The organism is Pseudomonas sp. NPDC089547 (assembly GCF_050280665.1).
Classification (GTDB): Bacteria; Pseudomonadota; Gammaproteobacteria; order Pseudomonadales; family Pseudomonadaceae; genus Aquipseudomonas.
In genome coordinates this window covers 54,211-77,513 of record NZ_JBNNVS010000005.1, presented here as the reverse complement: position 1 = coordinate 77,513, position 23,303 = coordinate 54,211, and the positions used below count along the sequence as shown (strand labels likewise).

Annotated in this window: 23 protein-coding genes and 1 pseudogene; 4 read left to right on the top strand and 20 right to left on the bottom strand. The window is 59.2% G+C overall.

Features of this window, described 5'->3' with window-relative positions:
* Positions 1-11: 11 nt before the first annotated feature.
* From ACQKPZ_RS05205 to ACQKPZ_RS05115, 19 genes are all read right to left on the bottom strand, one after another.
* Entirely contained in the window at positions 12-266 is a 255-nt protein-coding gene (locus ACQKPZ_RS05205; protein WP_427535918.1) for an acyl carrier protein, read from the bottom strand.
* The gene (locus ACQKPZ_RS05200; RefSeq protein ID WP_427535917.1) at positions 263-1,603 is read right to left on the bottom strand and encodes a hypothetical protein; all 1,341 of its coding nucleotides are present in this window, start codon (positions 1,601-1,603) and stop codon (positions 263-265) included. Before ACQKPZ_RS05200 ends, ACQKPZ_RS05205 begins: the two co-directional genes overlap by 4 nt.
* Positions 1,604-1,640: 37 nt before the next feature.
* Positions 1,641-2,756: an IpaD/SipD/SspD family type III secretion system needle tip protein gene (locus ACQKPZ_RS05195; protein ID WP_427535916.1), complete on the bottom strand. Its 1,116-nt coding sequence runs from the start codon at positions 2,754-2,756 to the stop codon at positions 1,641-1,643.
* Between the two features lie 14 nt (positions 2,757-2,770).
* Entirely contained in the window at positions 2,771-3,904 is a 1,134-nt protein-coding gene (locus ACQKPZ_RS05190) for an IpaC/SipC family type III secretion system effector (protein WP_427535915.1), read from the bottom strand.
* A 24-nt stretch (positions 3,905-3,928) separates the two neighbouring features.
* Positions 3,929-5,686, bottom strand: coding sequence for a type III secretion system translocon subunit SctE (gene sctE, locus ACQKPZ_RS05185; protein ID WP_427535914.1), 1,758 nt, complete (start codon positions 5,684-5,686; stop codon positions 3,929-3,931).
* Entirely contained in the window at positions 5,686-6,183 is a 498-nt protein-coding gene (gene sicA / locus ACQKPZ_RS05180; RefSeq protein ID WP_427535913.1) for a type III secretion system translocator chaperone SicA, read from the bottom strand. Before sicA ends, sctE begins: the two co-directional genes overlap by 1 nt.
* A gap of 139 nt (positions 6,184-6,322) precedes the next feature.
* Positions 6,323-7,354: an EscU/YscU/HrcU family type III secretion system export apparatus switch protein gene (locus tag ACQKPZ_RS05175; RefSeq protein ID WP_427535912.1), complete on the bottom strand. Its 1,032-nt coding sequence runs from the start codon at positions 7,352-7,354 to the stop codon at positions 6,323-6,325.
* A gap of 1 nt (position 7,355) precedes the next feature.
* Entirely contained in the window at positions 7,356-8,135 is a 780-nt protein-coding gene (sctT, locus tag ACQKPZ_RS05170) for a type III secretion system export apparatus subunit SctT (RefSeq protein WP_427535911.1), read from the bottom strand.
* A 6-nt stretch (positions 8,136-8,141) separates the two neighbouring features.
* Positions 8,142-8,396 carry an EscS/YscS/HrcS family type III secretion system export apparatus protein gene (locus ACQKPZ_RS05165; protein WP_016711568.1) on the bottom strand — a complete coding sequence of 85 codons (255 nt, stop codon included), beginning with the start codon at positions 8,394-8,396 and terminating at the stop codon, positions 8,142-8,144.
* Between the two features lie 9 nt (positions 8,397-8,405).
* On the bottom strand, positions 8,406-9,068 hold the full coding sequence (locus ACQKPZ_RS05160; protein ID WP_427535910.1) for an EscR/YscR/HrcR family type III secretion system export apparatus protein: 663 nt from the start codon (positions 9,066-9,068) through the stop codon (positions 8,406-8,408).
* A complete protein-coding gene (locus ACQKPZ_RS05155; RefSeq protein ID WP_427535909.1) occupies positions 9,061-9,969 on the bottom strand; it encodes a FliM/FliN family flagellar motor switch protein in 909 nt (302 codons plus the stop codon). Before ACQKPZ_RS05155 ends, ACQKPZ_RS05160 begins: the two co-directional genes overlap by 8 nt.
* Positions 9,966-10,478, bottom strand: coding sequence for a hypothetical protein (locus tag ACQKPZ_RS05150; protein WP_427535908.1), 513 nt, complete (start codon positions 10,476-10,478; stop codon positions 9,966-9,968). Before ACQKPZ_RS05150 ends, ACQKPZ_RS05155 begins: the two co-directional genes overlap by 4 nt.
* 422 nt (positions 10,479-10,900) lie before the next feature.
* A complete protein-coding gene (locus ACQKPZ_RS05145; protein WP_427535907.1) occupies positions 10,901-11,356 on the bottom strand; it encodes a hypothetical protein in 456 nt (151 codons plus the stop codon).
* On the bottom strand, positions 11,340-12,629 hold the full coding sequence (gene sctN / locus ACQKPZ_RS05140) for a type III secretion system ATPase SctN (protein WP_427535906.1): 1,290 nt from the start codon (positions 12,627-12,629) through the stop codon (positions 11,340-11,342). The genes ACQKPZ_RS05145 and sctN overlap by 17 nt, the downstream gene beginning before the upstream one ends.
* Positions 12,626-13,033 (bottom strand): Invasion protein B family, encoded by a 408-nt coding sequence (locus ACQKPZ_RS05135; protein WP_427535905.1) that lies wholly within the window; start codon positions 13,031-13,033, stop codon positions 12,626-12,628. The genes sctN and ACQKPZ_RS05135 overlap by 4 nt, the downstream gene beginning before the upstream one ends.
* A gap of 11 nt (positions 13,034-13,044) precedes the next feature.
* Positions 13,045-15,096 carry an EscV/YscV/HrcV family type III secretion system export apparatus protein gene (locus tag ACQKPZ_RS05130; RefSeq protein WP_427535904.1) on the bottom strand — a complete coding sequence of 684 codons (2,052 nt, stop codon included), beginning with the start codon at positions 15,094-15,096 and terminating at the stop codon, positions 13,045-13,047.
* 21 nt (positions 15,097-15,117) lie between these two features.
* Entirely contained in the window at positions 15,118-16,221 is a 1,104-nt protein-coding gene (sctW, locus tag ACQKPZ_RS05125; protein WP_427535903.1) for a type III secretion system gatekeeper subunit SctW, read from the bottom strand.
* A 1-nt stretch (position 16,222) separates the two neighbouring features.
* Positions 16,223-17,881 carry a type III secretion system outer membrane ring subunit SctC gene (gene sctC, locus ACQKPZ_RS05120; RefSeq protein ID WP_427535902.1) on the bottom strand — a complete coding sequence of 553 codons (1,659 nt, stop codon included), beginning with the start codon at positions 17,879-17,881 and terminating at the stop codon, positions 16,223-16,225.
* Between the two features lie 4 nt (positions 17,882-17,885).
* A complete protein-coding gene (locus ACQKPZ_RS05115; RefSeq protein WP_427535901.1) occupies positions 17,886-18,767 on the bottom strand; it encodes a helix-turn-helix domain-containing protein in 882 nt (293 codons plus the stop codon).
* 303 nt (positions 18,768-19,070) lie between these two features.
* Here ACQKPZ_RS05115 and ACQKPZ_RS05110 point away from each other — a divergent pair, with 303 nt between their 5' ends.
* From ACQKPZ_RS05110 to tatC, 4 genes and pseudogenes are all read left to right on the top strand, one after another.
* A complete protein-coding gene (locus ACQKPZ_RS05110) occupies positions 19,071-20,393 on the top strand; it encodes an NAD(P)/FAD-dependent oxidoreductase (protein WP_391128256.1) in 1,323 nt (440 codons plus the stop codon).
* A 62-nt stretch (positions 20,394-20,455) separates the two neighbouring features.
* On the top strand, positions 20,456-20,662 hold the full coding sequence (locus ACQKPZ_RS05105) for a twin-arginine translocase TatA/TatE family subunit (protein ID WP_391128131.1): 207 nt from the start codon (positions 20,456-20,458) through the stop codon (positions 20,660-20,662).
* 3 nt (positions 20,663-20,665) lie between these two features.
* Positions 20,666-20,917: pseudogene (gene tatB, locus ACQKPZ_RS05100) on the top strand (Sec-independent protein translocase protein TatB); the annotation flags it as partial.
* Positions 20,917-21,660: a twin-arginine translocase subunit TatC gene (gene tatC, locus ACQKPZ_RS05095; RefSeq protein WP_427535900.1), complete on the top strand. Its 744-nt coding sequence runs from the start codon at positions 20,917-20,919 to the stop codon at positions 21,658-21,660. The pseudogene tatB and the gene tatC, both read left to right, overlap by 1 nt.
* 245 nt (positions 21,661-21,905) lie before the next feature.
* Here the strand turns inward: tatC and ACQKPZ_RS05090 are convergent, their stop codons facing one another.
* Positions 21,906-23,246 (bottom strand): CitMHS family transporter, encoded by a 1,341-nt coding sequence (locus tag ACQKPZ_RS05090; RefSeq protein WP_427535899.1) that lies wholly within the window; start codon positions 23,244-23,246, stop codon positions 21,906-21,908.
* Positions 23,247-23,303: the final 57 nt, after the last annotated feature.

The following is a 23,303-nucleotide window of genomic DNA, read 5'->3' as shown; positions in this document are numbered from 1 at the left end:
TGACAGAGAGATCAGACCGTTGCCTGAGCGACTGTCTGATGAACCAGGCGATGTAGATCGTCGACCTTGCGAATACGTACCACCCCTTCTGAAGGCAGTTCAATCGCCAGGACTTGGTTGATATCCAGCGTGATTTCCAGAAAATTCAACGAATCCGCACCGAGGTCCTCCACCAAGCGGGCATTTGGGGTAACGGCCTCGACGTCGACCACGAGTTTATCGGCGAGGATCGCGATGATGACGGCTTCTATTTCAAGATTCATCATTTCCCCCACTTCGAAGTGCCGCTCACATATGAACTGCTACCGGCAGAAAAGTACACTCTGGGAGCAGGTACGACTAAATACTTAGAGCGATCAGTGCTCACATCTTCTAAGACTGAATCAGCCTTATCGCCATCTTCCGACTTATCGGCAGCCTCTGTGTCAGAAGGAGAAGTCTCAACCTTATCCAATATTTCACTCGAAGATGCGCTTGATAACCGATTGTCGTTTGCCACACCCCCAACTTGAGCGGCACTCGCACGCTTGAGGCTCATGTCGCTTCCGGGATCTAAGATCTGGCTGCTACCCGAGGACAAATCAGTAGTCACGGGGTTTTGATTCGGGTTAGTCACCCTCAGCAGTTCACGCTTGAGGTCAACGTTTTGGTTTTGCAAGAGCCGGTTTTGCTCGCCGATGATATCAAGCGCCTTGAGCAGCACGCCCTGCCCTCCGGAGGAAGCATCCGGCTTGACAATGATGTCGCCAATTCTGGCTCCGCCACCTGTCTGAACGATATCCCGAGCCAAACGCCCGACATCGCCTCTCTCGCTTCGAGCCTTTGTAGTAGGTTCCTTCAATGGCTTCGAGCGAACTGCCACTGGCTCACGCCCCAGGTCCAGCTGGCTCAGCATGGCTCTGACAAAATGGGCCAGGCCAATACCGCCTCCCTTTCGCATATGGCCGTCCAACTGGGACACCAGATGACTATTGGCTACCTCAGTAGCGTTTCCACAAAAGCTGCTATTGACCGCAGACTGCTCAATAAGATTCAAGCCCAAACTGAACCCTTGCGCCTTCGGAAGCCCGTCACGCAGGTACATGTCATGCATCAGGCCCGCCGCGGTATCAAAGACGCCACGCAGCTTGCTGACAAGCGTATCAATCGCTTTCTCTATATCGATGTTGGCTTGATACGCAGAAGTCGAACCTACATTGCATGTCGATGAGTAACCCTCCTCCCCCTTGTCACGATAAGACTGAACTGCACCAATGAGTTGCTCGATCGCTTTTTCCAACGATCCCCCCTCACGGCCACCGCTCTCTTTCTTGAGCACAAAAAGATTGATCGCATGCTCTGTCAACCGTGCGCCATGGTTAGTTTCGTCCCGCAGTACAACACGCGCGTTGTCACCAAGAATGTCTTTGCACGCTTGCTTTGCAAGATCCCGATACGCTGCATCCTGTGTATGCGGCGTGTCCGGATGGTAAACCTTGGCCAGGTTCACCTCAGCATTGTTCTTGCTTGACAGCAGCGCCCCCGTAATACTTCTCTCATTACGACCCCCTCCCTGAAAGGTCATCACCGGAATTACACTTGAAGCTACATTGACCCTTGGCATTTCAAACCACCCTGGTGCGGCAACCACGAAAACTACATCAGCCAATTCCGCTGGCGATCGCTTTGAGCAATTCTGCGTATTGGCTCAATTGCGAGGACAGAATCTTGTTGAAATTTTCGTGGTACGAGTTGGCATTACCATACTTGGTAGTGAACAACTGCAACTGATTCTTCAAATCACCTTCCAGGCTGTTGAATCCGGTTTGCCAGGCTTGAAATTTCGCGGTATCCCACGTCGCCCCTAATATGGGAGCCGCGGCAATCATTGCCTCCAGCGGTGACAAGTCCATCATCACGCGATAGCCACCCTTGCCGTCAGGCTGCACACATGAAGCAGGCAACCCCATGGCCTTGGCCCACTTCTGCGCCTCTTCCTCAGTCGCAGATCCCTGATCGGAAACCGGGTAGAGGGCACCATCCGGGGCTTGCGAATACTTTCGACGCAATGCGTCTAAAGCAGCGCGCAACTCCCAGCTTACTTCGACTTCCTTGCCGTCCGACTTGCCTTTTATCCAGTCCCCCATCTTCGCCATGATGGTTTCGTTGAATTCTTTGTAGAATTCCGAGTACTTGGTCAGCAGCGCCTCGTAGATCGCCAGGTATTCGCCCTTGATGAAACCAATCATCGCCAGCAACTGCTCAAAAAAATCGGCGCTGCCACTAAGCGAGTTCAAGAAATTGCGAACGCCTTCTGGCGCATGTGGTAAATCGCCTATCTTCCTGAGCGTTTCATCCTTCCACTGTTGGATGCTGGGGGTAGCAGGCTGGGCAAGGGCCGCCAACTTACGTACCTCGGCTTCCAGCAAATGCCACTGAGCCTTACTGGCCTCTACTGTTTCGAGCATCTTTCGTAAGGCCTTCTCCGTTTTGACGCCCTCAGCAAGACGCTTGCTGAAGTACTCACGCACCCCCTCCTCCCCGGCCGCGAAATCAACAGGGCCGGCAATAGAAGGCAAACAGAACGCCTTCACTGCACGACCTATATCGGCGAGGCGGGTATTCAGGGCAACTAACCGGGACACCACCGACTGCGCCAGCCGTTCAGCTGCCGACGGGAGTGGATGATGTTCAACCTCATGGGTGCGAACCTCTTCATTCGCCAGCTGAGCAACAAGCCGCGAAATGGTGGAGGAGGAACTGATAACAATCGGCATGAATCAACTCCTGATCAGGCGCGCGCAGAGGCAATGCTGTTGAGGGTGGAACCGCGGCTGTCGACCAACTGCTGGATGGCGTCGAGCATCTTGCCTACCAGTGCCGTATCTTCATTGACACTCTGGTTGGCAGCATCACTGACCGCTTTGTTCAGGCTCTGCCCGGACTGGTGCAGCACCTCGCTCTGGCGCTGTGAATACTCTTGCAAACGCAGGATGGCGGACAACCCGGAGCTGGTCATCATCGCCATGGAACTGATGGCACCGCCAACCGTCAGGTTGCGCTCGTAGGTTTTCGCCTGCAGCGCACTTTTCATGCGCGCTTCCTTGGCTTGGGCAACCGCCTCACGGATGTTCGACTCAAGGGCTGCCCGCTCGCTCGGGTCAAGCTTGCCGCTGCCGCCTTGCAGCTCCAGCGTTGTGAGCTCGCCCTTGGCATTGATGCCCGTCACCTGTTTTGGACCCGACGCAGTCATGGCGGCCGGCCGGGTTTTCAAGTCAACGCGCATCTGCTGGGCTTGCGCATCAAACTTAGCCGCATCCATTTTGTTGGTCTTGATATCAGTGTGTTTCTGGCTCTGCCCACGCAAGGACAACGTGGCACCGGCGACGGACATGGTGGCGGCCACGACCGCGCCACTGACCGCGGCCCACATCGCGGCCTGGCCACCTGCCATGATTGCAACGCCTTGCGCGACGGCGGCTTCATAGGCCATCTGGGTGAATTTGCCGCTGAGTTCAGCACTCGATTTGCGTGCAATGTTGACCGCGACGATTGCCGCCACCAACACACCAATGTGCTTTTCCCACGCGCCGGGGTCGAACGACATCAGGTCCCTCACCGAGTCTTCTTCTGCGCCCTCGGGCCATGCTTTCTCCTGCTGGACCACCGTGGCCAGAAACAACGCCATCATCGCCTGGCTTTCGCTCTCACTGAACCCTGAGGTGTCCAGGTGCCGGTTCAACTGCTGAGGCGTCATCGCTTCGACAGCCTGCGTGGGCCGCGACATCAACACCTGTGCATCGAGCCGCCCACTGATACCACTGACCGACATCGGCTGCTTGTGTTCGACGATGACCTTGCCTGCCACTTCTGCAACCTGACGGTTGATCCCCGACGTGGCGCGACTATTGATCGAAATATCCATGAGTTCCAACCCTGTTGAATTGAACTAAATGTTGCGTGCCATGCTCAGGTTGCTGCTGTTGATACTGTCCTGGATGCTGAAGGCTTTCTTGATGGCGTCATCCTTGGCCTTCATGGACTGGTCGAAGAGCTGAACCATATCGCTCAGATAATTTTTCAGCTCTTCGGAAATAACCTTGGCGAACTCGAGATCGGCCAGGTGTTGCGCCGCGTTGCGCTGGTGAATGCCGGACTTGATTTCCATCGCGGACTGGGCAGCGATACCGCCCGCCTCCACGACCGCCACCGAAGCCGCCAGGCGTGATGCATACATACCCAGGGAGTTGGGATCCGACTTGAGACCGATGCTGGTACGGGCCTTGGTCATGACACTGGAAAAACCATTGCTGACCGCCCGCGCAGCCTGCTTGAGCATCTGTGGCGCCATCTTGTTGGCCAATTTGCCGAACATATTGCCCATCGCACTGGCGACCCGCCCCGCAGCGGACTTGCCAACGACCGCGACAACCACCAGTACCGCGACCATGGCCACGGCGCCAACGATCGCGCCCATGATCATGCCGGCCATCTCGGCCGACGCCGCATCAATGCCGGCCTTTTTCAGAAGGTCCGTAATCCCCTTACCGATGGCCTGAATCATCGGGCTGAGGAGGTTGTCCATCAGCGGCTTCATCGCCTGCTCCATGAACGACACCCCGGTCAACTGCTTGACCAGCATGTCTGCGGCCATCAACCCCACACCGACAGCTGCCAATGCCAGGCTGGCGCCCCCCGTGAAGGCAGCCCCGACAACACTGACCACGGTCAGCACCGCGCCCAGAATCTTGCCGATACACCCCGCCGTCTTGCTGGCAGCTTCGGCTTTACGCACTTGCTCCAGGTACTCTTCAGACTTCTTCTCCATGTACTCCTGACGCGCCGCCTGCATGCTGCGGAACAGCTCCTGCTCCGCTTCAATCTTGTTTTCTGCGCTTTCGCCCATCAACGCTGCAAAACGTGCCATCAGCAGCACCATGGTCGCAGCCGCGTTCAGCTGATTCTTGATGCCATCGAGCACCGGCGTGTCGCCCAGCCCCGCGTTTTCCACCAACCTGGCCTGAGCCTCGACCTTTTTGCCAGCCTCACCCGCCACCTTGACTGCGGCCTGATGCGCCAGATTGGCTTGGTTCAGTTGTTGCTGGGCGCCGGTCAACTTGCCCTGCGCCTGGTCGCGGGCCGCCAGGGCTTTGGCATGCTCGGGAGTACCCGGTTCGGTTTTCTCCAGCGCCGCTTCAGCATCGGCCAGCGCCCTTTGTGCGCTGTCAACGTTAGCCTTGGCCTTCGCAAGTTCTTCTTCGGAGCTGCTCGCAGAAGCGACAGCCGCTTCCAGCTCCGCCAGCGCACTCAGATAACTGTCTGACAACGCCTTGTTGCCATCAGCACTGGCCTTGGCTGCCGACCTGAGAATTTCCATGCGTGACTTGAGCGACTCCAGGCTGACGTCACCCAGCAAGTTGATGAGCGAGGCCATCAGCAAGGTGAACGTGTCTGCGGAACCCTGCTTCGCACGCTCGGCACCTGGCGATGGCACAGCCAGAATCGGCCTACCCGGCGCAGCAACCTCACCACCTTGCGACTGGGCGACGTAGCTCACACCTTGCAGGTTGGCCAGCGCCGTATCGGCGGCGCGCTGATAGGCCTTGGTGTTGGCGGCTTTGCTCGCCGCAGCGGCGTAATTTTCCTTACCAGCCTGCCGGGCCAGCGTTTCTGGGGATACGCGTGAGTACAAGGCCCTGATATCCATTACAACTCTTCCTCCGAATGGTCGGCTTCGACACTGCTTAACGCAGCCAGGTAAGCCTGGGCCTGCTGTCGCATACCCGGCTCCTGAACGCGCTCGATGACATACTCAAAGCACAGCTTGGCCTTGCCGGCTTTCCCCAGCGCAAGCTGGCATTGGCCGGTATAGAGCATCGGGCGGTAATCGTGCTTACCCTGGGCGAAAGCCACGGCATACAGATCAACCGCTTTCTGATAGTTCTGCTTGAGCTGATGCACCGCCGCCAAACCCATCCAGTACTGCGCGTTATAGAAGTCGTAGATGCAGAGGAAATGGAAAAATTTTTCCGCATCGTCCAGGCGCCCCTGCTCATAGAACTCATAGGCAAAGGCATACAGGCTATCCATCTGCTCGTCAGTGACGCCGCGCAAATCCTTGAGTGATGCACCGTCAAGTACGGCCTGCATCACCTGCTCGGCCATCCGGTCCTGTTCCTGCTCTGGGCGTTCTCGACTGCTCATGACTATTTACTCCTGAATGTTTCTTCAGCGGTGCTGACAGGGCCATTGAGCCAGCTGAAGGCATGAGGCGCCGTCACAAAACGCTCATCGTGGTGCTGGTGAGTCGTTCATACGGGCAAGCGGTTTCGCAAGGCGCCCATCAAGCCTGCTCGACCTGTTCGAGCCAGACCAGCAGACGCAAAACGCTTTCGATTTCCTGCATCTGGATGAAGGTGTAGCGCTGATGGGTCTTGAAAATGCGCCGGGCCAGGGCAATGTCACTGATCACCGGCACGCCTACTTCAGCCGCGTACTTGCGCACGGCCAATGCCCGCTGGTTGGTTTCCATCAGCGAGATAAACGGCATCACCGTGACTTCCGGCCGGAAGTAAATGCCCACGGCGATGTGTGTGGGATTGGCGACAATCACCCGCGAACCACGAATGTCGGATTTGACCTGTTCGGATAACAGCTCCTGATGCAGCTCGCGTCGCCGACCCTTGATTTCCGGGTTGCCTTCCTGCTCCTTGTGCTCGCGCTTGACCGACTGCTTGTCCATCTTCAGGTCCTTGATGTACAGCCAGTACTCACACAGGGCATCAAGCATGACGACCAGCAATATGCAGCCCAGAAATGCCAGCACCAGCACCAGCAGCAAATGCGCCCAGATCGGAAACAGGTCGACAGGTTGCGCATAAAGTTGCGCAAACAGTAAATGCCGCTGTGTCAGCCAGACCATCCAGAATGCGATCACGAAACTACCCAGATACAACAGGGCTTTAATGGAGTCCTTCAGTGTTCTGAGGCTGAACAGCTTTTTGAAACCGTTAACCGGGTTCAGTGCGCCGAAGTTTAGCTTCAGGGCCTCGCTGGCAATGGCCAGGCCGGTCTGCAACAACGTCGGCAAGGCGCTGGCGAGAAAGCACACAACGATCAGCGGGGCCACGACCTTGAGCATCAGCACCCCGAGTTCGGCAGCATAACGCTGCTGATCGGCGGCGAAGCCTGAAGCGATGATGCGTCGATAAACCTCCATCACCTCCAGCAAGCTGCCGTTGCTCGTCAGATAGATGATCGCGCATAGCATCAGGCAGGAACTGGAGAGATCCTTGGCCTTGAAGGTCTGGCCCTTTTTCGCCGCGTCGCGACGCTTCTTGGCCGTGGGTTTTTCGGTTTTCGAGGCACTGGACATTTCAGCGGGCCTCCGGCAGGAAGACCCAGTCCACAAACTGATCCGGCTTGGTGGCCATGCGCAGGATTTCGTCCGGCAGGTGTGCACTGAAATACAGGATCAACACCAGTAACGCGATGGCGCCCTTGATGGTGAGCGACACCGAAAACGCGTTCATTTGCGGCGCAAAACGCGCCAGCAGGCCGAGCAGCGCCTCGGTCAGCAACAAGGTCGCCACCACGGGTGCGCTGATCATCAACGTTTTGCTGATCAACGGATCAAGCAGCCCGAGCAACGGCTGGATCGCCATTTCGCAGCCGAGTACCGGCGAGCAGAGTTGGTAGCTGCGGCTCAGGGTTTCCACCAGCAACTTCATGCCCCCGCCCTCCAGGTAGATCACCGCCGCGAACAGCTGGAGAAAATTGGCCAACTCCGAGGTGTCGTCGCCGTTGGCCGGGTCGACCGTGCTGCTGAGCATCGCGCCGCGCTGGTTATCGATCAGGTTGCCCATGGCGTGCAACACCCAGAACGGCCAGGACAACAGGCAACCGAGAATCACGCCCACACCGGCCTCTCGCATCAACAACCCGTAGAAGCCAAGCGAGTCCAGACGAGGCAAGGTTTCGGCGGTATAAGGCCAGAGCGCCATGCCAACCAGCACGATCACGGCGTTTCGCGGTGCCCCGGTGAGCGCGCGACTGTTAAGAAACGGCAACAAGAAAAACACCGGTGCCAGGCGAGCGAAGCAAATCACCGCACCGGCCAGCCAGCCATGCAGGTCGAAAAAAAGGCTTACGTTCATCGCGATTCACTTCAGGGCCAGACGCATCACTTCCCGGCTGAAACCCAGCAACGTCTCGCCGTACCAGCCAGAAAGCAGGAACAGGCAGATGGACACCGCCAGCAGTTTGAAGCCGAAAGGCAAGGTTTGCTCCTGAAGCTGGGTCACGGTTTGAAACAGACCGATGAGCAAGCCCACCAGCGTGGCGACGATGATCGGCCAGGCCACCAGGATCAGTATCAGGTACAAGGTTTTGTTGCCGGCAAACACCAGGTCATTCATCGCGGCGTCTCATTGAGCCAGGGACAGGTATTGCCCAACCAGCCCGGTAGAAAGCAGGGACCAGCCATCCAGCGCAACGAACAGCACCAGCTTGATCGGTACGGAGATGATCACCGGGCTCATCATCATCATGCCCAGGGCAAGCAAGATACTGGAGACCACCAGGTCGACGATGACGAAGGGCAGATACAGGTAGAAACCAATCTTGAAAGCGGCCTTGATTTCACTCAGCGCATAGGCTGGCAGCAACGCGAACAACGACGGCTCCAGCGTCTCATCGGGCTCGAAATCGAAGGCCCTGGGGTCTTCGCGTGCGATCTGTGCCCGCTCGAAGAACTGTGCCAGGTCCGGGTCGGTGTACCTGGCCAGGTATTCGCGATAGCTGCCCAGCCCATTATCGAGGAAATCCACCACCGCATCGATGTTGGTGAACGCCACACGGTTTTCCTTGTAGTAGTCATAGCCTTGATGCACCACGGGGCTCATGACGAACATCGCCAGCAACAGCGCAACGGCATTGAGGGTCATGTTCGAGGGTACCTGCTGCAAGCCCAGGGCGTTACGCACGATGACGAACACGATCGAGAACTTGATGTAACAGGTGCCCGCGGCAATCAGGAATGGCAGCAACGAAGCCACTGCCAACAGCCCGATCATTGAAATGTCATTCATGCCCCATGCCCCGGCCAACCTCACGCAGTTCGACGCCCAGGCGATCACCAAGCTGGACCAGCTCACCCAGGGCAATACACTGGCCACCGACACGCACTTCCACGTTACTTGCGGCCGTAAGCTCCAGGGGCAGCACCTGGCGCTCGATGAACTCGTTGAGCGCCGCCATGCTCAGGGTGAGTTCGCCCAGCACGAATTCAAGTTTGACCGGCAGCTCCGGCAGTACGCAGGGAGCGCTTGGCGAAAGGTTATCCGGGGGAGTGAGTTGCATGTGCAGACCTTCCTTGCCAAAGGTGAACTGGCCGACACACAGGTCGGCCATGAAGAGTTGTCGGGTTTGCGCGGCGATGACCAGCACATCGCCCCTCGCCAGTTGCAGGGATGGCAATCGAGCCAGTTCGCTGTTGCCGAGCACGACTCGCAGAACTTGCGGCACTGCCTGCAACCAGGCCTGTAATGGGCGCGGCGGCGCATTGCGTTGGCTCGGCCCTTCGATGACCCACAGGTCGCTCTGGGGCGTTGAAATGCAGGGCAGGCAAGCCCCTTGCAGGGCCGCTCCTTGAATGAGCCTCAAGTCAACCAGGCGCTGGTAGTCCAGCAGGTCGGCCGCGACTTCGACGGGCCGGCTCACCGCCGAGAACAGATCCAGAATCGCCTGGTCCGCGCCCTCCTGATGCAGCCATTGGAACCATTGCGGGCCCACCGCTTGCAGCCACGCATGGGCCCCGATCATGCCTTGCCAGATACCGTGGCAACCTTGTGCCCGGAAGGCGATGTAACGTGTCTGTGGCGACGGCTGGCTCAACCGCACCAGGTGCCCCTCACGCTGCCAGCGGGCCACCGCAAGGCGCCGCTCATGATCCAGGGGCACAACGCGTCGCAACAACAGAGTGGAGGTCACGTCTGCTGGCCTCCCCGCTTACCTCTGTCTCGAAACGCCTGACCGCTCTGCCCTTCGGCCTCCTCATCCGGGCGCCCCTGCTCATGACCGTGACGGGTGTCATGCCCCTGCTGATCAGTCAAACGCCAGCGCGGGTCCGGCGCTTGCGCCAGGTTGTCGCTCAAATGACTGAAAACCAAGGCACTGCTTGGGTTGAGCAGCAACTGTTCGGGGCGATCGGGCCCCGCCTTGCTGACCGTGATCAGGCCTACAGCATCACCTTTGCTGAACGGCACCTGAAGGTAGTTCCTGGCCTGGCTGGCCGTGCTGGCTTCAGGCGCCGGCTTCGGTTCAGGGGTCGCTTTGGCAGGCACCGACAATTGCGTTGCGTGGTGCAACTGCAATGACTTTTCAAGCACAGGCAACGGTTGCGCCGGTAATGCTTGAGGGGCTTCCTGCTTGGCCAGCACGTCGGCGACAGCTTGATCGGCGGCCCGAAGCACACTGGCAGCAGCGGCCTGATCAGCCACTTGTGCCGGCATCGCGGCCGGTGATCGGGTGGACGACAAAGGCGCTTGCTGCCGGGGCGCCCCATCGACGACAGCCTGGCCGGGTGTGGCGACCGGAAAACGGGTAGCTGGCGGTAGCCGAGCGTCAACCTGTGCCGGCGAGGACGGCCCAGGCGGCTGCTTGCTGGGTGAATACATCATCTGATCCACAGGTACTTTGGCCAACCTGGACTCAGCCTCCGCGTGCAGCGCTGCCAGCGACAGCTTCAGCGGGGGCTCGCGCAGTGGCTGCAATTGCGTCAACAACACAAGCGCCCCCTGCGGCAACTCGTCCAGTGCATGACGGTCTTCGGTAACTTGCGTAAGGTCTTGGTCGCCGGGTTCATCGCTGGGTAAAAGATCTCTGTCCAGACGAACCGCCGCTGCAGGAGGTCTCACTGTGCTCATTTCCAATTCACCAATAGTTCTTCAATGTCATTTTCTTCCTGGCGCCACTGACGTGAACGGCGCTCGCCCAGCAAGCGTTGCTCCAGAGTCCGGTACTTCAAATGCCTGCGCTGCAAAGCCTTGCGGTGCCGTTGCAAACGCTCGACTCTTTTAGCCGCCTCCTGGTGCTGGTCCATCACGCGGGTGCGCTCCAACGCCAGGTTGCCGATCTGCCGCCGAATCACCGCCTGACGCCGCAACAGCGCCAGTAACTGCGCATGGCTCAATCGTTGATTCTCGGGACGCTGACTGATCAAAAGCTCATTGAGCCCATGAGCCTGCTGCTCTATCGCTTGCAGCTCCTGCTCAAGCGGAACCAATGCGCGCAAGGCCTTATCAAGCGCTCGCTGACACTCACGCTGGCGGTGATCGCTGAACGCCAGCAGGCGCCGGGCATCAGCCAAGCAGACCATGCAGGCTCTCAAGCGCGACCTGAGGTGCACAGCCCTCACTCAAGTCCTGGCAAAGCCACGCCATCAACGCTTCGCGACAGGCCATGGCCTGATCGTTAGCGGCATTTTCCCCTGCCCGGTATTCCCCCAGATCAAGCAATACCTGCAGTTCTTCGATGCGGGCCAAGACCTTGCGGGCCCTGGCGGCCAGTTGCTGAACATCGTGCCCGGTGACCTGATGCGCCACCCGGCTGGCGCTGCGCAGCACATCGATTGCCGGGAAATGACCGCTGGCGGCCAACGTGCGGCTCAGGTAGATATGCCCGTCGAGAATGGAGCGAATCTCCTCGGCAATGGGGTCAGGTTCATCGTCGCTTTCCAGCAATACGGTGTAGAACGCGGTAATGCTCCCGTTGGAGGTCACACCAGGGCGCTCCAGCAAACGCGGCAGGGAGTCGAACACCGAAGCGGGATAACCGCGCCGCGCCGGTGCTTCCCCGGCCGCTAGCGCGAGGTCGCGGCGGGCGCGGGCATAGCGGGTCATGGAGTCAAGCATCAGCACCACTTGCCGGCCTTGATCACGGAAATACTCAGCGATTGCCGTTGCCTGTAACGCTGCATTGCAGCGGTCGATCGAAGAGAAGTCCGACGTCGCGTACACCACCACGCACCGGGTGCATTTTTCCGAATGGCGCAACGTTTCGACAAACTCGGTAACCTCCCGCCCCCGCTCACCGATCAACCCGATCACGAACACATCCGCTTCGCTGTGGGCGATCAGCATGTTCATCAATGAAGTCTTGCCTGATCCCGCCGCAGCAAAGATGCCGATGCGTTGGCCTATGCCACACGTGAGCAGGCCATCGATCGCCCTTACGCCGGTGGCCATCGGCTGGCTCACCGGACGACGCTGGTTGTAGGTGGGAGGCGCAGCATCCACCGGGCAGTCGCGACCATCGAATGCATCGCCGGGCGCCAACCGTTCGACTATGCGCCCCTGCGGGTCGATCACGCTGCCGAGCATGGCAGCGCTGCAATGCAGGCTGAGCAAGGCACCGGTCGGCACGACCAGCGATTCACGGGACAACCCTCGCGCTTCACCCAACAAGCTGAGCAATACTGCATCGGGGCTGAAGCCGATCACTTGTGCTCGAGCGCTCACGGCAGTGTCCCGCCAGTCGCCTCGCACCTCGCACACTTCGCCGATGACCACGCCGTGCAGTGCCGCTTCAAGCAGTGGGCCATTCAACCGCAGCGGGTGGGCAGCACGGCGCTCCAACAATGCCCGGTTCATTGGCGAACGAGATCGCAAAGCGTGGCCAATGCACCCAGGTACGCGTCCACCGTATCCGCCAACGACTCTGCACTCGCATAGGACGAGGCGGCCAACAGCACCCGCACCTCCAGCATCCCGTTGGCCTCGACCAACTGCATCTGCCCGGTACGGGCGAATGCGCAACCGCGCATCAAGAAGCGCAACAAGTCCTCGGATCGATGTGCCAGCAGCATGTTGCTGCTCTCTAGCAACCCACTCCAGAACCACAGGCCGTTATCGACGACACCCAGGTTGATAGCGGGCAGATTGGCCAATTCCAGCTCAATCGTACCGTGGCCATCAAAGTTGCCCATCTGCTTGTCGCTGCAACCGCTGAGTGCCAGCGCCTCCCTCAACAACAAAGCGATATCGATGTGTTGCATGGAGCGCTCTCCTAAAGGGTCTTGATCACACTCACTGAAATGGCCTCGGAAAGTTCGCCATACGAAACCACGTCCAGCTCCCGAAAACGGCCTTCAATCAGTTTCTTGATGTAGCGCCGCACATCCACCGAGGCCAGGATGACCATGTCTTTCTGAGGAATGTGCAGGCTGTCGAGCCCGACGGCCAGGCGGTCCATAAGCTCTTCGCTGGCCGAGGGCTCCAGGTTTAGGAAGCTGCCGGCAGAGGTCTGACGTATGCCCTTGCGCACCACGTCCTCGAACTCCGGCGAGAGCAGCAACACGCGCAGATCGTTGCCGTTGGCGAATTTATTGCTGATGTAGCGCGCCAGGCCGCCGCGCACGTGCTCGACCAAGGCAATCACGTCTTTCTCGCGCATGGCCCAGTGGGCAAACGTTTCAAGAATGAGTTTCATATTGCGCACCGAAATGCGCTCGGCAACCAGGCGCTGCAGCAGCTCGGAGACTTTCTGCACCGTGGCATGGCGATAGACTTCCTTGACCAGGTCCGGGTAGCGCGCTTCCATTTCGTCAAGCAGGGCCTTGGTCTCCTGCACCCCGAAAAATTCCGAAATATTGCGCGCCAGCAGGGTCACCAGGCAGCGGTAGAATTCGTCATACGCCGGACGCAACTGATGCCCCAGCTGCTGCAGTTTTTCGCGCTCGGTGCTGCGCACCCATACGCTGGTTTGCTTGTTGCTATCGACACCTGTGGTCAGATCCAGACCAAGATGCTCAAGCTCCGGCTTGTAGTCGACAACACGTAGCAGATCGAAGTGAATATCGAACTGGTCGGCACGGACCTCATTGATCAACACCGCGACTTGCCCCGATGGCAGTGCGTCTGCACCGCGCAACCGGGGTTCGGGGATCCGGATGCCGTAATCGATGAAGAACTGGCTACGAAAGCGCTCACATAATTTGGCCGTGCGCAGTTCTTCAACGCGCGTGGTTGGCACCAGCAGCATCAATGCGACGGTTTCGGTGGCCATGTCGTCGACGTTCTCGATCAGGCCCAATTCGCTTTCGGCACTTCCCTCTTCACCCGCCACCGGCGCAACGGAGGCAGCACCCAAGGTTTTTTTCTCCAGCCGGTGGCGAAAGAACAGCAACGTCACCAGCGCGCTGGCGATGATCAGAAACACCACAGCCGGGAACCCTGGCAGCATCGCCACACCGATGGCCAGAAAGGCAGTAATACCCAACACAAAAGGATGCCCCAGCAGTTGGGTCATCATGTTGCGCCCCAGGTTGGCCTCGTCTCCGTTGACACGGGTCACGATGAAGCCCGCACCGATGGCGATCAACAGCGCGGGAATCTGCGCTACCAGGCCGTCGCCGATTGTCAGCAACGTGTAGGTCGACAGCGCCTCGGACATGTCCATTCCCAGTTGCCCGACACCGATTGCGATCCCCCCGAGGAAGTTGACGAAAATGATGATGATCCCGGCGATCGCATCGCCCTTGATGAACTTCATGGCGCCATCGAAAGATCCATACAACTGGCTTTCGCGCTCTAGCGTACTGCGCCGCTCTCGAGCCTCCTTGGCATCGATGACACCGGCCTTGAGATCGCCGTCGATACTCATCTGCTTGCCCGGCATGCCATCGAGGGAGAAGCGCGCAGCCACTTCCGCAACGCGCTCGGACCCCTTGGTTATGACGATGAACTGCACGATGGTGACGATCGCGAAGATCACGAAGCCCACCACCAGGCTGTCGCCAATCACAAACTCACCGAAAGACGCGATGATCTCACCGGCATCTGCCTGCACCAGGATAAGCCGACTGGTACTGATCGATAACGCCAGACGGAACAATGTGGTGATCAACAACAGCGCCGGAAATGTGGAAAAACTCAGGATCCGCTCGATGTAGAACGAGCCCATGAAGACCAGGATCGCAATGACGATGTTCAGACCGATCAGAAAATCCACCAGCGGCGTCGGCAATGGAATGATCAGCATGGCGATGATCATCACCATCAGCGTCAGGATCAGCAGCTCCGGTCGAGAAATGACACTGCGCAAGAATTTGTCGAGCATGGTAAGTACAGGCCTTGAAAACTAGGGGGTACAACGAGCCACCAACGCTGCATGCCGCCCGATGGTTTCATGGGCAAACACCAGGTCGGCCAGGTGCGTGAATTGCTCAGCGATCCGCTCCAATGCCGCGTCATCGCCAAACAGCTCCAGCGGCAATGTCAGGCAGAGCAGTCGCAACAATTGCAGCAGTTGGGCGCGTTCGTGGTGCGCAACCAGCAACAATCGCTCCCCCAACAGGCCTGACAGCAACTGGTCGAGCTCGTCCGGGAATTGCAACAGCCCCAGCAGGAACACCAACCAGTCCGGCTCGCTGGCGTTGTGCCGGCAAACCAGCTCGTCAGCGAGCAAGCCCCGAATGAACACGACATCGACCGAACGCAGGCGCTTGATATCACCCAGTTTTCTTAGCAACTGCCCAAACTCGTCGCGTGAGCAACTGGGGTCTTGGGCATCGATGTCAGTCAGTAACGCAGCTTCGATGAACTCCAGGACCGAGCCACGATGCTGATAGCCGTAAATGGCTACCCAGTCTTCGTAGGACTCGACCGCACCGCCTTCGGACTCCAGGAACGAGCGATAGGTGTCACGCAGCAAGGCCGCTCGCAACGCCAGCGCCTTGCCGAACATCTTGGCTTTGAGTGCCGAATTGATACCGGCCTTCAAACGCCTGGGTGGCGATTGAACGAGCACCTGTTCCAGTAGCGCCTCCAGACGCAGGCGGGTCGCCTCGGCCATTACCTTTTCGCGCAACAGTTCGCGCAGTACCAGCACCAGGTCGCTGTCGTCGGGGAACAGCGCCCGGGCCTGCGCCAGCAACCATTCGATGCTGCGCTCGGCAAGCCTGGCCAGCGCCTGGATTTGCCGGGCCTTGGGAATCACATCTTCATCCAGGACCCGCTCGAAGCTTTCTGCCAAACCTTCGAACTTGCTGCCGAAGTCGCCTCTACGGCGAAACTGCGAACGCAGGGAAGCCGCCATCTCATCGCTGTTCTCGACGAATCGCTGGACGCTGGCTGCCGGAGTAGCATCGTCCTCTGGTGCTTCAGCGACCTTTGCCTGGGGCTCGCTACCCTGATGCGGGCGCGCCATCTGCATGCGCGCCGGCACTTGGCCGATAACGGCCATGTCAGCGCTCCAGCGCGCGAAGCACCGCGCGGTCGGCCGGGTCACGGGCCACGTTGCCGATCACCTGCGCACCAATCTGCATGGCGCCTGGTTCAAGCGCGCTATCGAGCTCTTTAGGTTGAATCAGGAACACCCGGACGGTGTTGGAGGTACGAGTCTGTCGATAGCTGAACATCCTCCCCAGGTACGGAATATGCCCAAGCACCGGGACACGCTTGATCACCTCTCCACTCTCGTCACGGGTGAACCCACCTACCAGCAGACTTTTACCCCGCGGCACCCGGGCAACAGTGCTGATACGCGTTCGGCCAACCGTCGGCAGGGTGTCGGGCCCTGGCGCCCCTTCCCTCGCCGACTCGACCACACTGCCATCCTCGATATTGAGTGCCATCTCGACTTCTCCGGATGCTGAAATCCGCGGCAAGACGCTGACCAAGGTGCCGTAAGTGACGTGCTCGAGCTCAACACTGCGTTCACCGATCAATCGCGCATAGAACGTACGGTTATTGTCGAAAATCGCCGGCACGTTTTCTTGAGTCAGGACCACCGGCCGCGAAACCACCCGTGCGCGGTTTTCGGTTTCCAGCGCTGAAATGGCAGCCATGAACGAATCGCTATCCAGCGTGCTCAGCGAGCCGCCATTGAGCGATGCCGCCACCTTCGAGCCGACCTTGAACGATCCCTTCCAGTCGACGCCCAACTCATTGAGATCATCTTTATGCAGATCGATGATCCACAGGGAGAGCTCGACATGACGCTTTGGCTCATCGAGCGCAGCAACCAGGTTCTCGATGAAATGCACCTGCTCCGGGAGGCCCTTGACCAACAGGCTGTTGGTATCGGGGTAGGCCACTACGCGGATATTGCCGGCAGCCAGATCGCGAGCGATGATCCGCGGCGCCGTCATGTCAGTGGATGCGGATTCGGGGCTACCCAACCCCTCCAATGGAAAGCCCGGCATGCCACCCGCAGGCCCTTCACCGCCCTTGTTGATCGCTGAGTGGACACCCCGGCTTTCACCCTTGAGCAGTGTCTCGATAGCTGTCGCAATGCCGGGTACCGTGATGCTTTGGTCGCGCAACTCGTACTTGCGATCTGTAACGAATGTGTTGCGCAGATTGATAACACCGATGCGCTGTTGTCCGAGTTGCAAGCCGGCACTTTGGTTGTCCATGAATTGCGCGGCCTGCGCCACCAGGTCGACATAGATCGGCGGGCCAGAAATGTAAAAGGTCCGCAAGCCATCATGGCGCAGAGGGTATCGGGCATCACGCAAACCTGAGCTGCGCAGGAAAGCCTCCAGCTTCTGGACAGTGATGGTGTTCAACGAGATAACGGCGCTCTTCGCCTCGGCCGCCTCATAGACATACAGCGTGTGACCATCGCTGTACCAGATCAGCGCCATTTGCCGAACGATGCGCTCCAGCGTCTGCTGCGGTGCGGCCAGCGAAAATTCGCCGCTGATGGTGCGGCGGGCAGCTGCCTTGCTCAAAATGACCGGCTTGTCCAAAGCGGCTGACAGTGCATCGAAGAATGTACGCAGGCCCTCCTGACGCGCTACATAGCCCTCTCCCGCAACAGCAGCAACCGATGAAGCCATAAGCCACACGCAGCAAAGCGCCAGCATGAGCGCTCGGGAACACATACTTTTTACCATCATGGGTTCATTCGCTCGAAAGGCGGGTTATATCAATCAAACTGCTCGGCGCAACGCCGACCAGCTCTCGAATCTCTTTGGAAAAATGCGAGGAGGAGGCATAACCAAACTCCAGGGCGACGTCAGTCAGTGACGCAGTACCGTCAGCCATGCTCAGAAGCGCTTGGGCTGTACGCCACCCACGCAACTCGGACTTGGCCGCACCACCCAGCGCTTGACGGCAAAGCCTTCTGAAGTGCGACACAGATACGCCATAGCGACCTGCAAGGTCCTGGAGCTTTTCACTGCCCGAGCCTTGCTCCAACAAAAAACCGAGCAGCCTGTAGCTCTCACTGTTGCGCAAATGACAGGCGAAGGCTCGATAGGCCGCATCACCTTGCAGCGCAAGGGTGAGATACCAAGGCTCCAGTCCCGCAGCCGCTCGCCCCTGACCAAGCCCTTCGCTCAGCACCGCCCAGGGTTCGCTTCGAGCAGGTTGCACCCCAGGCATGCCCCCCTGATCGATAAAGAACTGCAATTTGAAAAGACTGGTTTGCGACAAAGGGAGCACCCAGGCACTGCCACTGAGCACTCGCAACCCCGGGCGCAAAACCAGCAAGCCCTGCCAGCCAGGCGCCAGCGACAACAAGGCTGGATTCTCGCGATGCGCCAGACACAACATGTCACGGCCATTGCGAATACGAAGGACGTGCTCACCCGACTTCGCGAGGGCACACCAATGCCTCAAGGTTACAGCCGAGTCCGGTCTTGCGCCCGCGCCCACATCAGCTTCCACCATCACAATCACCCGGAATACATTCCTGGCCACTATGAGCAAGAACCACCGGACAATCTTGATGAGAAACTGATGGCAACCGCCAACGCGGTGGGCAGCAGCCCGCTCGGTCATATGGGAGCGCGTGGCGGATTGACGCACTTCGCACCAGCATTATACCATCTGTATACAGACTGTATTTAATGGCTGGGATGATGCTGTACGTTGATTTGCCTTAAGCGGTCCTGCCGGTTTTGCTGATCCTAGATGTACGTTTTCACGCTTGGCCGTTTCATCAACAACCCTCGAACGAGATGCTTTGAAATGGCAGTTTCACGAAGAAATGTCCTGATCGGCGCTGGCGTTGGCGCCGGTGTCATCGCCGCTGGTGGCTCGGCTTCCCTGCTGAGCGACGGCCTGCCGAAAGACCCGGATTCGCTGGTGCGCGTCGATGCGCTGCCACGTGACGATTCGTCCCCAGGCTGGTTCCACACCAGCCGCGTGCGCCAGCCTAAAGCGCCACTGATCGGTGATGACCAGGCCCCATGGGTAGTGATCGGCGCCGGCTTCACCGGCCTGGCGGCAGCCCGCCAGCTGGCTCTGAACTTCCCGCAGGACCGGGTGATCCTGGTCGAAGCGCAGCAGGTCGGCTTCGGCACCTCTGGCCGCAACGCGGGCTTTCTGATCGACGTCCCCCACGACATCGGCGCGCCGGACTACATCGGCGACAAGACCATTGCCAAGAGCATCCTGCAGCTTAACCAGCGCGGCCAGGGCATCCTTCGCGACCTGGTGGCCGAGCACAACATCGTGGACGCCCACCTGCGCCACTCCGGCAAATACCAGGCCGCCATCGAGGACAAGGGCATTGCGGTGCTCAACGCCTACCGTGGTGGCCTCGAAGCCTTGGGCGAAAAGGTTGAGCTGATCGAAGGCAACGAGCTGAAGGACCACATCGGCACCTCGTACTACCGCAAGGCGCTGTTCACCCCGGGTACCATGCTGGTTCAGCCGTCGGCACTGGTAAAAGGCCTGGCCGACAGCCTGCCCGAAAACGTCGTGCTGTACGAAGACACGGTGATCACCGCAGTCGACTACGGCCAGAAGACCGTGTTGCACCACCCGACCGGCCGCATCACGGCCGACAAGCTGATCCTCGGCAATAACCACTTCGGCCAGCATTTCGGCTTCCTGGAAAACCGCATGCTGCCGATCTTCACCTACGGCAGCCTGACCCGCCCACTGACCCCGGCCGAACAGGCCAGCATCGGTGGCCATGAGTTCTGGGGTGTGATCCCGGCCGACCCGTTCGGCTCGACCCTGCGTCGCACCCACGACAACCGCATCCTGGTGCGCAACAGCTTCAGCTTCAACCCCGACGGGCGCAGCAAGGACGGTTACACCGACAAGGTCCGTGTCGCCCACCGCCAGTCGTTCGAGCGCCGCTTCCCGACCCTCACCGACGTGCCGTTCGAGCACACCTGGGGCGGCGGCCTGGGCATGACCCGCAATGGCGCCGGTTTCTTCGGCGAGCTGCGCCCGAACGTGTATGGCGCGCTGGCCTGCAACGGCCTGGGTACCGTGCGTGGCACCGCCACCGGTACCCTGCTGGCGAACCTGCTGGCAGGCAAGTCCGAGCCACTGACCGAGTTCCTGCTGGCGGCACCCAAGCCAAACTGGAACCCGCCACAGCCTGCCCTGTCGATCGGTGTCAACTTCACCCTGCGCACCGGCCAGGCCAAGGCCGGCCTCGAAGCCTGATGGCACCCGGGCTGGCGCCAGCGCGCCAGCCCGGGCCCTGCATTTCACCCAAGGAGCACACCATGGGCATTTTTGACTGGAAACACTGGATCGTCCTGCTGGCCGTCGTGGTCCTGGTCTTCGGCACCAAGAAGCTGAAGAACCTCGGCAGCGACCTGGGCGAATCGATCAAGGGCTTTCGCAAAGCCATGAACGACGAAGACAGCAAACCGCTGGATCAGGCCACGCCGCTGGCCCAACAGGCCAACGCTGCGCAGGGCAAAGACTGAACGATGTTCGGAATCAGCTTCAGTGAACTGTTACTGGTCGGCCTGATCGCCCTGCTGGTACTTGGCCCCGAGCGGCTGCCCGGTGCCGCGCGCACGGCGGGCCTGTGGGTCGGGCGGCTCAAGCGCAGCCTCAATAGCATCAAGCTGGAAGTGGAACGTGAAATCGACGCAGGCCACATCCGCCGACCGCCTGCTGCCGCCACGCCGGCGCCCCCTCTCGAATCCCCCGAACCGCCCCAAACGCCACGAGCCCCATGAGCGAATACCTGCAACACGACCAGCCGATGCCGCTGGTTTCGCACCTGACCGAACTGCGCACCCGCCTGCTGCGCTGCGTTGCCGTCGTATTCCTGATCTTTGCCGGGTTGTTCTCCTTCGCCCAGCAGATCTACACGCTGGTCTCGGCGCCTCTGCGTGACCACTTGCCGGCCAACGCCACGATGATCGCCACCGACGTGGCCTCGCCGTTCCTCACGCCGTTCAAGCTGACCATGATCGTGTCGCTGTTCCTGGCGATCCCGTTCATCCTGCAACAGGTCTGGGGCTTTATCGCGCCCGGGCTGTACCGCCACGAAAAGCGCATTGCCATGGCGCTGCTGGTGTCGAGCATCTTCCTGTTCTACGCCGGCATGGCCTTTGCCTATTGCCTGGTGTTCCCGCTGATCTTCGGCTTCTTCGCCAGCGCCACGCCGGAAGGCGTGTCGATGATGACTGACATCGCCAGCTACCTCGATTTCGTGATGACGCTGTTCTTCGCCTTTGGCGTGGCGTTCGAAATCCCGGTGGCGGTGGTGCTGCTGGTGTGGATTGGCGTGGTCGACGTGAAGTACCTGAAGCAGATCCGGCCTTATGTGGTGATTGGTTGCTTCGTAGTCGGCATGGTTCTGACGCCGCCGGATATCTTCTCCCAGACCCTGCTGGCGGTGCCTATGTGGCTGTTGTTCGAGGCTGGCGTGCTGTGCAGCGGCTTGATCCGCAAGCGTGGTGAGGGGGTATGACAGGAGGGGCCAATAAAACGCGGGCATAAAAAAAGAGGCCTTAAGGCCTCTTTTTTTTGATCCCGGCGACGCACCGAGGATCGAATTTGGAGCGGGAAACGAGACTCGCATCGGGCTTGCGAGCCATTGAAATCCAAGGGTTTTCAGCTATCCCTGAAACAGAGATAGCCTTGATTCTGGACTCATTCTCCAACCCTTTCAACGCCTGGCCCGACAGGTGGCCAGGCGCACCCACCCCAGTTTCCTCAACTCGCCATCGAGTACCACGGGTACAAGCCGAAAGCCATGGACGCTGCCATGATAATCAGACACAACAGCAGCGACCATTTGAAGGTGTACTTCTGGTGGTCACTGAATTCCACGCCCGCCAGGCCCGCCAGCAGGTAGGTCGACGCCACCAGCGGGCTGAGCAGGTGCACCGGCTGCCCGACCATCGAGGCCCGGCCAATTTCGGCCGCCGTGATGCCATAGGCTTCCGCAGCATGGGCCAACACCGGTAACACCCCGTAGTAGAAGGCATCGTTGGACATGAAGAAGGTGCCGGGGATACTGATGATGGCCGTGATCGGCGCCAGGTGCGCCCCCCAACTTTCAGGCAGTGCCCAGAGCAGGGTTTCCGACATCGCTTTGACCATCCCAGTGCCCGAAAGAATGCCCGCGAAAATACCGGCGGCCAGGAATATGGCAATCTGGTTAAGCGCAGTCGGGGCGTGAGCAGCGATGCGTCGACGCTGATCATCGATGCCCGGATAGTTGATCACCAGCGCCACCGAGAACGCCAGCATGAACAAGATCGGCAGCGGCAGCAGTTCGATCACCAGGCACGCCATCAGGGCAATGGTCAGCGCAGCATTGAGCCAGAACATCTTGGGCCGGCGCAGTTCGGCATTCTCATCGCTTAGAGTCAGCAGGTCACTGATATCATCGTCCGACACGCTGGCGTGACGGCGTGGATCGCCCGGCAAGGTCAGGGTACCTAGACGCTTGCGCTCCTGCAGGCCCAGGTAGAAGGCCAACGCCAGCACGCTGGCGAAGCCAATGATCATGGCAGGTATCAGCGGCAGGAACAGCTCTGTGGTCTCCACCTGCAACGAAGCGGCAGCACGAGCCAATGGCCCTCCCCATGGCAAGAGATTGGTCACGCTGGCTGCCAGGATGACTACGCAAGGCAAGATCAGCGGATTGATCCGCAAGCGCTTGAACAACGGCAGCATCGCCGTAAGGGTAATCATGTAGGTGGTCGAGCCATCACCATCGAGCGACACCATCCCAGCGAGCAAGGTGGCAAACAGTACGGCCTTGGCCGGATCACCCTTGATCAGTTTGATGAACGTTCGGATGACCGGGTCGAACAAGCCGGTGTCGAACATCATGCCAAAATACAGAATGGCAAACATGACCATGACGGCAGTCGGCGCAACTTTGCGTAAACCTTCGATCATCATCAAACCCATATCCCCGGTAAATCCGCCCAACATGGCGAAAATAATGGGAATAGTGGTCATCGCTACCAAAGGTGCCAAACGCTTGGTCATGATCAACGACATGAATGTGATGATCATGCCGTAACCCAGAATGGACAGCATGGGTGTCTCCGAAACAGTCTTGTAATTGTTATTTATCGTTTACATGAGTAAGCCGCC